Annotated in this window: 11 protein-coding genes; 6 read left to right on the top strand and 5 right to left on the bottom strand. The window is 69.4% G+C overall.

The window, feature by feature from the left end:
- The 3 genes from D7X74_RS34145 to D7X74_RS34135 form a co-directional block, all read left to right on the top strand.
- Window positions 1-592 (top strand): D-alanyl-D-alanine carboxypeptidase (locus D7X74_RS34145; protein WP_199741960.1); only part of this gene is annotated, 592 nt, incomplete at its 5' end.
- A gap of 50 nt (window positions 593-642) precedes the next feature.
- Complete coding sequence (locus D7X74_RS34140) at window positions 643-2,823, top strand: prolyl oligopeptidase family protein (RefSeq protein ID WP_120537189.1); 2,181 nt, start codon at window positions 643-645, stop codon at window positions 2,821-2,823.
- A gap of 81 nt (window positions 2,824-2,904) precedes the next feature.
- Window positions 2,905-3,327 carry a hypothetical protein gene (locus D7X74_RS34135; protein WP_120537188.1) on the top strand — a complete coding sequence of 141 codons (423 nt, stop codon included), beginning with the start codon at window positions 2,905-2,907 and terminating at the stop codon, window positions 3,325-3,327.
- A gap of 34 nt (window positions 3,328-3,361) precedes the next feature.
- On the opposite strand, the gene D7X74_RS34130 is transcribed toward D7X74_RS34135, so the two are convergent.
- Entirely contained in the window at window positions 3,362-3,553 is a 192-nt protein-coding gene (locus D7X74_RS34130) for an alpha/beta fold hydrolase (RefSeq protein WP_120537187.1), read from the bottom strand.
- A 278-nt stretch (window positions 3,554-3,831) separates the two neighbouring features.
- Between D7X74_RS34130 and D7X74_RS34125 the strand changes: the two genes are divergently transcribed.
- A complete protein-coding gene (locus D7X74_RS34125; protein WP_120537186.1) occupies window positions 3,832-4,584 on the top strand; it encodes a hypothetical protein in 753 nt (250 codons plus the stop codon).
- Window positions 4,585-4,720: 136 nt separating this feature from the next.
- The gene (locus D7X74_RS34120) at window positions 4,721-5,800 is read left to right on the top strand and encodes an alanine racemase (protein ID WP_120537190.1); all 1,080 of its coding nucleotides are present in this window, start codon (window positions 4,721-4,723) and stop codon (window positions 5,798-5,800) included.
- A 42-nt stretch (window positions 5,801-5,842) separates the two neighbouring features.
- Here the strand turns inward: D7X74_RS34120 and D7X74_RS34115 are convergent, their stop codons facing one another.
- The 3 genes from D7X74_RS34115 to D7X74_RS34105 all read right to left on the bottom strand — a co-directional run bounded on the left by D7X74_RS34115 (window position 5,843) and on the right by D7X74_RS34105 (window position 8,697).
- Entirely contained in the window at window positions 5,843-6,811 is a 969-nt protein-coding gene (locus D7X74_RS34115) for a M12 family metallopeptidase (RefSeq protein ID WP_199732666.1), read from the bottom strand.
- Between the two features lie 157 nt (window positions 6,812-6,968).
- Entirely contained in the window at window positions 6,969-7,964 is a 996-nt protein-coding gene (locus D7X74_RS34110; protein ID WP_120537184.1) for a hypothetical protein, read from the bottom strand.
- A gap of 16 nt (window positions 7,965-7,980) precedes the next feature.
- Complete coding sequence (locus tag D7X74_RS34105) at window positions 7,981-8,697, bottom strand: S9 family peptidase (protein WP_120537183.1); 717 nt, start codon at window positions 8,695-8,697, stop codon at window positions 7,981-7,983.
- A gap of 206 nt (window positions 8,698-8,903) precedes the next feature.
- On the opposite strand from D7X74_RS34105, the gene D7X74_RS34100 reads away from it, so the two are divergent.
- Complete coding sequence (locus D7X74_RS34100; protein ID WP_120537182.1) at window positions 8,904-9,797, top strand: cyclic nucleotide-binding domain-containing protein; 894 nt, start codon at window positions 8,904-8,906, stop codon at window positions 9,795-9,797.
- Here the strand turns inward: D7X74_RS34100 and D7X74_RS34095 are convergent, their stop codons facing one another.
- Window positions 9,798-10,379: a YdeI family protein gene (locus tag D7X74_RS34095; protein WP_120537181.1), complete on the bottom strand. Its 582-nt coding sequence runs from the start codon at window positions 10,377-10,379 to the stop codon at window positions 9,798-9,800.
- Between the last annotated feature and the right edge of the window lie 130 nt (window positions 10,380-10,509).

Below are 10,509 nucleotides of genomic sequence, written 5' to 3'. Positions count from 1 at the left end.
CACCAACCCCATGCCCCCGGTGCCGGTGCCGCTGGTGGAGCTGACCAGCCCGCCCCTGTCGGAGCTGGTGCGTGTGACGAACAAGGAGAGCCTCAACCTGTACGCGGAGCGGCTGGGCATGCGCTTCGCGCGCGAGCGCACCGGCCAGGAGGGCTACACCGCGCTGCGCACGGCGCTGGCCGCGGAGCTGTTGCGCCGGGGCGTGCCGTCCAAGGACCTGCGCCCGGTGGATGGCAGCGGCCTGTCCCGCTACAACCTGGCCACGCCCCGGGGCATGGCGCGCGTCATCCTCACCAGCCTCCAGGAGCCCTATGGCGCGGCGCTGGTGGACAGCCTGCCGGTGCTGGGCGTGGACGGGACGCTGGCGGGCCGGCCCACCACGCAGGCCACCGCGGGCCGCGTGCGCGCGAAGACGGGCACGCTGACGGGCCAGAAGTGCTTCGTGGGCGTGGCCGAGCGCCCCAATGACGTGGAGCACCCGCGCGTCGTCTTCGCGCTGATGCTCGGCAACATGGACGAGGGCACGAAGCCCAACGCCAACGAGACCTTCGACGTCTTCTCCACCGCCCTGGTGGAGCTGCCCCTGCATTGAAGCGGCGGGGCGCACTCTTCCCAGGGCACAGCACCCATGCGAGGTGAACCGTGAAGCTGAAGACCGCAGTGACCACCGCCGCGCTGCTCCTGCCGCTCGTGTCCGCAGCGGCGGGCAAGGCGCCCGCGAAGCCCGCCGCCACGGAGAAGCAGCCCGTGGAGACCACGTACCACGGCACCACGGTGGCGGATCCCTACCAGTGGATGGAGTCCGCCACCGACCCCAAGGTGCAGCAGTGGACGGACACCCAGAACGCGTACACCCGCGCGACGCTGGACAAGCTGCCGGGGCGCGAGGGCCTGCGCCAGCGCATCACCGAACTGCTGTCGTGGAAGTCTCCCGCGTACGGGGCCCTGGAGGAGAAGGGCGGCGTCATCGTGGCGATGAAGTTCCAGCCGCCGAAGCAGCAGCCGACGCTCGTCATCCTGGGCTCGCTGGACGACACGTCGAAGGAGCGCGTGCTGTTGGATCCCACGCAGGTGGACCCGTCCGGCAAGACGACCATCGACTGGTTCCAGCTCACGAACGACGGCAAGAAGGTGGCGGTGTCGCTGTCCAAGAGCGGCACGGAGAGCGGTGACGTGTCGGTGTACGACGTGGCCACGTCGAAGGCGCTGGCCAACGAGGTCGTCCCCCGCGTCAACGGCGGCACGGCGGGCGGCAGCCTCGCGTGGAACGCGCAGGGCACGGGCTTCTTCTACACGCGCTATCCGCGCGGCGAGGAGCGTCCCGCCATCGACCGCGAGGTGTACCAGCAGGTGTACTTCCACGCGCTGGGCACGCCCACGGAGAAGGACACGTACGCGCTGGGCAAGGACTTCCCGCGCATCGCGATGACGGAGCTGGAGGCCAGCGACGACGGCCAGTACACGTTCGCGCGCGTGGCCAACGGGGACGGCGGCGAGTACGAGCTGTACCTGCACGGCCCCAAGGGCACGTGGACGCAGGTGGCGAAGTTCACGGACAAGGTGGTGTCGGCGCGCTTCGGCAGCGACGGCGCGGCGTACCTGCTCAGCCGCAAGGACGCCTCGCGCGGCAAGGTGCTGCGCCTGCCGCTCAACACGCCGACGTTGGACAAGGCGACGGTGCTCGTCCCGGAGGGCGAGGCCACGGTGCAGTCCATCCTGCCCACGAAGAGCCGCCTGTACCTGATGGAGCAGCTGGGCGGGCCGTCGCAGATGCGCATCGTGGACCTGACGGGCAAGGCGCTGGGGCTGGTGCCCACGCTGCCGGTGTCGTCGGTGGGCGGCGCGGTGCGGCAGGGCGCGGACGACGTGCTGTTCGCCAACACCAGCTTCACGACGCCGGCCGCGTGGTACCGGTACTCGGCGGCGGACGGCAAGGTGACGAAGACGGCGCTGGCGCGCACGGCGGCCATCGACATGAGCGACGTGGAGGTGGTGCGCACGGAGGCCACGTCGAAGGACGGCACCAAGGTGCCGCTGACCATCCTGAAGAAGAAGGGCACGAAGCTGAACGGGAAGAACCCGGCGTGGCTCACGGGCTACGGCGGCTTCAACATCTCCATCACGCCCGGCTACAGCGCGACGGCGGGCCTGTGGCTGGAGCAGGGCGGCGTGTTCGCGGTGGCGAACCTGCGCGGCGGCTCGGAGTTCGGTGAGGCCTGGCACCAGGCGGGTTCGCTGACGAAGAAGCAGAACGTGTTCGACGACTTCTACGCGTGCGCGAAGCTGCTGGTGGACCAGAAGTACACGCAGCCGAAGAAGCTGGCCATCCAGGGCGGCAGCAACGGCGGCCTGCTGATGGGCGCGGCCGTGACGCAGCACCCGGAGCAGTACGGCGCGGTGGTGGCGCGCGTGGGCATCTACGACATGCTGCGCACGGAGCTGACGCCCAACGGCCAGTTCAACGTGACGGAGTACGGCACGGTGAAGGACCCGGAGCAGTTCAAGGCGCTGTATGCCTATTCGCCGGTGCACCACGTGAAGGACGGGACGAAGTACCCGTCGGTGCTCTTCACCTCCGGGGCGAATGATCCGCGCGTGGATCCGTTCCACTCGCGCAAGATGGTGGCCCGGATGCAGGCGGCCACCAGCGCCCCGAAGCCCATCCTGCTGCGCGCCGACGCGGAGACGGGCCACGGCCTGGGCACGCCGCTGGCCGCGCGCATCGAGGAGGAGGTGGACGTCTACTCCTTCGTCTTCAATGAGCTGGGCATGACGTACAAGCCCAACGCGACGAAGAAGCCCACCGCTCCCGCGCCGCAGTAGTCGGTTTCATCCGCGCCCATCCCTTCCCGAGCGGAGGGATGGGCGTTTCCTTTCCCGTGTTTCGTGGCACCCTGGCGCCCCATGAGCCCGCTCATCCCCTTCTTCATCCTTTCGCCCATCGTCGCGGGCGGCCTGGCCTGGTTCACGCTCACCCGCATCGGGAAGCGGCGGAACGAACGCGCGAAGGGGTCGCTGGACGCGGTGGTGGCGAAGCTGCGCGGGCAGAAGGTGCTGGGCGCGGTGGACCTGTTCGTCCAGGACGTGTCGTGGTCCGGGGAGACGGAGCTGTCGCCGCAGAACTGTCAGGTCCGCGTGGTGATGGGCGGCCAGGATGCCGGCACCATTCCGGCCCGCTTCGAGGTGGAGAGCGCGCCGGGTGCGCCCCGCCCTCCGGCGCCGGTGCTGGCGGCGCTGCGGGAGTTGGATGCGCAGGCGATGGCCGCGCTGAAGTCAGGCGGCTGGGCATGGCAGCGCCCGCGCATCGGGTTCGAGCCGGCGGCTTAAGCCGCGACGAAGCGCGGCCGCACTCCACCGGGGCTCAAGCCTGGACGTGCGTGAGGATCGCCGCCGTGAGGACATTGAAGTAAGCGGGATTCAGGGCGTGCCCCATTCCGTCGATGAGCAAGGCCTTCCCTCCGGAGACTTCGGCTGCCGCGGCGGCATGTCCTGGCGGGAAGATGGGGTCCTCGGAGCCGCCAATGAACAGGGCCGGCACCGTGAGGCGGCGCAAGGCCTGGAGCTGATCCTTCTGGGAGCTGCGCAGGCAGGCCTGTCGGTGGGCATCTCCTGCCGCCGTGTCTTCACCCCGCGCGGCGGCGCTCGCTACCAGGTCCCGCCAATAGGCCGCATCGAAGGGTGCGCGCGAACCGTTGGCGAGCCGCCAGCTCTCGCTGAGCAGTTCGGACGGAGACAGGTCCCACCCGACGAAGGTCAGGGCTGGACGGGAGTCGATGGGCTGGTGCGTGGATCAGACCCACCGCGCTTCTTCGCGCTGGATAGGATGCGCCCATGCTCCTTTCCAAGAACGAGTTCCTTGCGCGCGCGGAGGCCACGCTCGCCCGGCTGGACGGTGCCCGCAGGGATGCGCTCTCCCATCAGGGCGCGCCCCTGGTCACCTCCCTGGGGAGGGCGTTCCCCAAGGACGCGCCCCTTGAACCCGCCGGACTCGCCAAGGCGCTGTGTCCCGGGCCTGTCTCGCATGTCGGCCTGGCGGCCGTGGTGATGCGCGAGTTCCTCGAACCCGTGGACGCCGTGCTGGACGCGTCGCTGTCCAGGTCCACGGTCGTGACGGGGAACGCGAAGGCTCCCGGTTCGCTGCTCGTCACCTGCCCCCTCCTCGTACTGGGCGACCTGGAGGTCGATGGATTCCTGGACGACTGCGGGCCGGATTCGACCATCGTGGTCCTGGGCCGCTGTGTCGCGAAGGGGCTGCGAACGTCGGGGAACTTCCTGGTCCTGGGCGACCTTGTGGTCCGGGACGTCATCCAGGGCGTCTACAACGATGAGAGTCTCATCGTGGCGGGCAACCTGACGACGCGCTTCCTGGATGAGAATGATCACGAAGTCGCGTGCTACGGAGAACTCCACGCGGAGCATCGCTTCGAGAACGGGCGCTCCGACGAAGAGGCGGCGTCGCAGGCCTCCGCCTTCCTGGTGCCCGGGCTCTGGAACATCGATCTCGGCGAAATCGACCACGACGAACTCTTTGAACGCATCCGGCGGAACGAACCGGTCTTCACCGAAACGAAGAAGCACCCTTGAGCCGGCTTCCATCCTGGGTTGGAAGCCCACCCCAGGAAGTGAATCGCCTCGGGTGACGTTGCCTGCCACACGTCGGTTCGAGCACCCACGAAGGGAGTGCTGGAGGGCATCCGCGCCCGGTGCCAGCATGGGCCGCATGCCCTCCTTCGACTCGCTCGACACGCCCGCCGCCCTCGTCGACCTGGACCGCGTCGAGCGGAACCTCCAGCGCGTCGCGACCTATGCGCGCGAGCACGGGCTGCGCTGGAGGCCCCACACGAAGACCCACAAGACGGTGGAACTGGGCGCGCTCCAGGTGGCTGCGGGCGCTTCAGGTGTCACGGTGGCCACGGTCCTGGAAGCCGAGGTCATGGCCTCCGTGTCCGACGACGTGTTGCTCGCGTACCCACCCGTGGGAGCCCGCCGGCTCGCGCGGCTGATGGCCCTTCCCCAGCACGTGCGCATCTCCGTGGCGCTTGATTCCGTGGAGGTATTGGACGGGCTGGCGCACGCGGCGCGGAATGCGGGACGCACCGTGGGCGTGCTGGTGGAGTTGGATCTGGGCATGCGCCGGGTCGGCCTGCGCACGCCGGACGAAGCCGTGGCCCTGGCGCGCGCAGCGGCCTCCACGCCGGGCGTGGCGTTTCGCGGGGTGACGTTCTACGCGGGCCACATCCGCATCCCGCAGGCGGAGCTGCCCGCCACGATGCACGCCCAATCCCAGACACTGGCGTCGTTCGTGGACGCCCTGCGCGGCGCGGGCCTTCCGCCCGAGGTCGTGAGCGGCGGCTCCACCCCCACCCTCTGGCAATCCCACGCCGTGCACGGCCTCACGGAGATCCGTCCTGGGCTCAATGCGCTGAACGACCGCAACAGCACCGTCATCGGCGCCAATGACTGGACGGAGTGCGCCTACTCGGTCCTGGCCACCGTGGTGAGCACCGCCGTGTCCGGGCAGGTGGTCATCGACGCGGGGGCCAAGGCGCTCGCGAAAGAAGAGGGACTGGCCCCGGGGTACGGCGTCCTGCTGGAACGGCCGGAGGTCGTGGTGAAGAACCTGTCGGAGGAACACGGACTGCTGGACGTGTCCGCCACGACGTGGCGACCGCGCATCGGTGACCGCGTGCGCGTGGTGCCGAACCATGTCTGTGTTTCGGTCCCCATGCACTCGCGACTGCACGTCGTCCGAGGCGAAACAGCCGTGGCGACCTGGGAGGTCGCGGCGCGCGGCTGGTAGGCCTCCCGGCCCTCAGGCAGGAGACCCACCGCCGCTGAATCGCTACATGCTCAGGTGCGGGTCCCGCGCCGCGCCCCAGTCCTTGACGCCCACCTGCCGCATCGAAGCGGCGATGTCCTCTCCAAGCTTGGGCTTCGTCTTGCGGACGGCCTGGATGTCCTCGAAGTTGAGCTTCGGGTAGATGAGGCCCGCGAACACGTAATCCGTCACGTTGATGTCCGTGCCCCCCAGGATGGGCAGCCCGTCCCGGGTGATGGAACTGGGGAGCTGGTAGCACATGATGGAAGTCTGATCCGCCGGGGTGGCGAAGATGGACTGGTCATCGAGCGGACTGAGCACCTGCTCATCGACCGTGGCCTTGTCCCAGCCCTGGGTCGCGAGGAAGTACGCGTAGGCCTTGTCGGGATCGATTCGCGCCACCAGTTCGCGCCGCATGTGTTCATGCGGGAAGCCGAGCGTGTGCCCCGCCTCGTGCCGGATGACACGGCTGTATTCGGAATCCGGGGTGTTCATCGAGAACGCCTCCAGGTTCATCGTCGGCTCGTCGGTCGGGATGAGCTTCACGTCCGTCCCGAGGTACGACCAGTAGCCCCCCGGCTCCCGTGAGATCCTCACGTCGCCGGTCCCATTCGTTTCGACGAAGGAGATGCCGCCGCTCGTCGACCAGGCGTTCAGGTGGCTGACGATGCGGGCGCGAAGGTCGGCCGGCGCGGACTCCATGAAGCTGACGGTCAGCTCGCGGGTGGCCGGTCCCCAGTACTTCGACGTCAGGAGCGCGATCCGCATCGGGGTCAGCGGAAGGTCCGAACCCAACGCGGCCACGAGCCCTGGCAGCGGCGCATTGACCGGGTTGATCTTCCTGGCGACCTCCGCCGCCCTCACCAGCAGGCGACCGGGAAGGACCTTCAGCGTACAGCCGGTGTGGCTCGCGGCCGTGAACTGCGCGCGTCCCTGACCATCCCCCTGCCGCCGTTCCAGCAGCGCGTCTTCCTGCAACGCCTGCCGAGCCACATCGGCAATCCTCAGCAATGCATCACGATATCCGTCTGTTTCACGCATGGCTCCACCTCCACGTGTCGCTGATGGAAAATTGAAGATGGACCTCGCGGCAACAAGGCCACGAGGGGGGCCAGCTTTTCATCCGCCGAAGCGTTCACGCGTCCGGCTGTCAGAGGAGCCGCTGCAGTTCCTGGCTGAGCACCTCTTCCAGGTGCCGGATGTTGCGATAGACGAGACAGCGATAGCTGGACACGTCGAAGCGCAGCTCCCGCACGTCCCGCACCAGCATCAGCGTGGGCTTGCCCCGCCCCCAGGCGTACCCCACTTCCAGATACACGTTGGGGTTCGCCAGCGACAGGTCCGCGATGACGACCTTCGCGGTGTCGATGCGGTCCCGGATGCGCTGGATGATGGGGCCGTCGAAGGTGGCCTGGTCGACACGCTCGCAGAGCAGCCCGGCCGCCTTCACCGGGCCCAGGATGCCGTAGTGGTAGGTGTCCTCCAGCTCCGGCGCGAAGGGCATCGCCACGAACGCATGGGGCTTCTCGTTTGAATTAGCGCCCGCGCTGGCCATGGGGGCCGCCGCGACGAACCGGGACGTGCGCCGGACGCGGAAACCCATGCCGCCGGGCAGTGGCTCCACCCCCGCGGTGGCGCCCAGGCCAGTCGCCAGGGCCTTGCGCATCCGCTCCATCCGTTTGGGATTGATCTCCACCACCGTGAGGCGCTCCAGGTCGCGCGGCCCCACGCCCCGCTGGAAGGCCTCCACGAACCCGCCCACCAGGGCCAGCACGGCTTCGTCCTCGTCGAGCCCGTAGTTGGGGCCGTGCACCGTGCACGCGACGTGGCGGAGGGCCGGGCGGGGTTCCAGGAGCTGGAGCGCGCGGACGGCGAACTGGCGGATCTCGTGGTAGCCGAACTGGCGCAGGCGCACCGTGCCCAGGAAGAGCACCCACGGAGCCCCCAGGCCGCCCCGGGTCTCGATGAAGCGGTGGTCGCCGGGAAGCACCGCGAGGGTGTCCGTGGTGATGCCCACCTCCTCCAGCCGCCGCGCCACCGCACCGTCCGCCCCGTGGAAGCCCTGCGCGTACTTCAGCAGCACGGCATCCGCGGCCGTCTCTCCCACGTCCCCCAGGTCCACGACGACGTCCAGCGTGTCTCCCATGGGCACGGAACTGTAGTCAGTCAGGCCCTCCGGCTCCAGCCGCCGGCAGGAAGCGGTCGAACCAGCCCAGGGCCTCATCCCAGACACGGCCCCAACCGGCTTCGCTGAACATGTGTCCTTCGCCGTCGTGTTCAACGAAGCGGAGCCGCTCGGGGGCGCTGGCGTAGCGCGGCGTGAGCGCATGGTGGAAGGCTCGCGCATCCGACGCCGGCACCAGGGTGTCCGCCCCCGCCGTCTGGAGAAGCAGCGGCGTCGGGAAGTATCGCGCCAGGTGGGCGTAAGCGCGTGGCGGAGGGGCCACCACGCTCACCGCCGCATCCAGCACCGCACCAGCTTCGATGGCGCCAAAGAGCATCGCGCCCCCCATCGAGATGCCGCAGGCGCCCACCGCCCCCGGCCGAGACCATCCCTGCTCCGCGAGGACCCCGAGCACGGTGGGCAGCTCCGCGGCGGCCTGTGCCACGAGTTCCGCGAAGCTGTCGGCCATGCGTTCGGGAGCGAAGCGGTGTTCGAAGTCCGGGTGGCGCCGTTCGCCATGCCCCACCGCGTCAAGGATCACCGCGACATACCCCCGCCGGGCCAGGAGGTACGCCTCGGGGCGCTGGACCTCCTTCGACGCCCCCAGCCCATGCAGGAGCACCACGGTGCCCCGGGGGCCCGGCGCGGGTGTCGGTCCCCCGCCGACAATCAGGGCGGGTGCATCCGCGAGCATGACGCGTTGCTCTGACTGCATCTTCGCTCCCCGCGAGGAATGTCGGCGACGGGCCGGAGTCTTCCATCAATGCCTTGCACGCTCCATCGCCTTGTCTGGCACACTGGGCCTCCGCAAGGCTTTGCACCGGGATGCCTGCCTGCCGGGGAGGCTTTTCGACCGTCCTCCGGACGGGTGTGAACCATTTCACTGTTCTCTCCGGACCCAGTGGCTAGCGTCCCGGCACCATGTCCCTGTTCGCGCGCCTCCAGGCCCTGCTGTCCGCCCACCCCGCCGCCCCGGAAGCTCCGGCCGGGCAGGCGCCCGCGACCGCTGCTTCACCTTCCGCCTCACCGTCCGCGACGGAACCGGAAGCGGCGGCGCCCGCGCCCCCCGTCTGCACGCGCTACCTCCAGGCGGGCCAGGTGGTGGTGCGCGAGGGCGACCCCGGCAACTCGATGTTCGTCGTGCTGGAGGGCCGCGTCGCCGTGCTGCGCGGCAACGACGGCGCCGCGAACACGGAGGTGGGCCGTCTGGGCGCGGGCGAGTTCTTCGGGGAGCTGGCGCTGCTCACCGGCACGAAGCGCACCGCCACGGTGGTGACAGTGGAGGACGTGGTGCTGCTGGAGCTGACCCAGGCTGGCGTCCGGGAGCTGGGCAAGGACTACGGCGTGAAGGGGGACCAGATGCAGTTGGCCGCGAAGGAGCGCCTGCTCGCGGACACCCTGCGCAGCAACCCGCTCATCGCCGCCCTGCCCCAGGAGGTGCAGCACGAGCTGGGCGATGCCTTCGTGCCCTGCACCGTGCCCGCGGGCGAAACGCTGCTCACCCGGGGCCAGCCCGGCGACGCGCTCTACGTCCTCTTGCGAGGCAAGTGCGAGGTCTTCCACACGCACGGCGATGGACGCCAGTCGCCCTACCCCCTGCTGGAGGAAGGCGCCCTCTTCGGGGAGATCTCCCTGCTGCGCAGCCGGCTGGCCACCGCCACCGTGCGCACCGTGACGCCGTGCACGCTGCTGAAGCTGGAGCGCGAGGTGTTCCGCAAGGCCTTCCTGGGCCAGCCCGACCTGCGGGGCGCCCTGGTGCGCCTGGGCCTGGAGCGGCTCAAGAACACCATCGAGGTCATGGGCGAAGCGAAGTAGCTAGCCGTGGAGCGTCTCGCCCGCCTCCAACATGGCGACGAACTTCTCCAGCCGGCGCACGCGCGTCTCCGGCTTCTTCGCGTCGTGGAGCCGGTACAGGATGGCGTAGCGGTTGGAGCCCTTGAGCGTGGCGAAGAACGCCTTCGCCTTCGGGTTCGCCTCCAGCGCGTTCAGCAGGTCCTCCGGGACGGTGATGGTCGTGGGCGACGCGTACGCCGCTTCCCACCGCCCGTCGGCCTGGGCCGCCTCCACCTCGCGCAGGCCGGCGGGCTGCATCCGCTTCGCGGCGATGAGCGCGTCGGCCTTGCCGCAGTTGATCTTCGACCACCTGCTCCGGGCCCTGCGGGGCGTGAAGCGCTGGATCCAGAAGGTGTCGTCGACCGGTTTCGCCTGCCCGTCGATCCAGCCGTAGCAGAGCGCCACCTCCACCGCCTGGGCGTACGTCACGGACGCGATGCCCGACTCCTTCTTCGCGAACTTCAACCAGACGCCCGGTGCGTCGGCGTGGTGCTTCAAAAGCCACTGCTCGAACGCCTTCTCCGACGCGAACGGCACGGTGGGGAGTTCCTGCTTCGCCTTCATCCAACCATTCCTCCAGGGCCGGGTTCAGGACATTCCCGCTGACAAAAGCCCCACAGGGACTCTACCGGTGGAAGGCAGCCGGTGCGGAAGCCGTTATGAACAGGGCCATGGCCGATTCCAGCCCCCGTCC

Origin of the sequence: Corallococcus sp. CA047B, from assembly GCF_003612065.1 — a bacterium.
Taxonomy (GTDB): Bacteria; Myxococcota; Myxococcia; order Myxococcales; family Myxococcaceae; genus Corallococcus; species Corallococcus praedator.
The sequence above is the reverse complement of the archived record's forward strand: the minus strand, read 5'-3'. Positions and strand labels throughout refer to the sequence as shown.

Excerpts from the sequence above, each read along its gene's own strand:
- D7X74_RS34135 (WP_120537188.1), top strand. The coding sequence starts at position 2,905 with ATGAGCCCGCTCATCCCCTTCTTCATCCTTTCGCCCATCGTCGCGGGC.
- D7X74_RS34125 (WP_120537186.1), top strand. The coding sequence starts at position 3,832 with ATGCTCCTTTCCAAGAACGAGTTCCTTGCGCGCGCGGAGGCCACGCTC.
- D7X74_RS34120 (WP_120537190.1), top strand. The coding sequence starts at position 4,721 with ATGCCCTCCTTCGACTCGCTCGACACGCCCGCCGCCCTCGTCGACCTG.
- D7X74_RS34110 (WP_120537184.1), bottom strand. The coding sequence starts at position 7,964 with ATGGGAGACACGCTGGACGTCGTCGTGGACCTGGGGGACGTGGGAGAG.
- D7X74_RS34105 (WP_120537183.1), bottom strand. The coding sequence starts at position 8,697 with ATGCAGTCAGAGCAACGCGTCATGCTCGCGGATGCACCCGCCCTGATT.
- D7X74_RS34100 (WP_120537182.1), top strand. The coding sequence starts at position 8,904 with ATGTCCCTGTTCGCGCGCCTCCAGGCCCTGCTGTCCGCCCACCCCGCC.
- D7X74_RS34095 (WP_120537181.1), bottom strand. The coding sequence starts at position 10,379 with ATGAAGGCGAAGCAGGAACTCCCCACCGTGCCGTTCGCGTCGGAGAAG.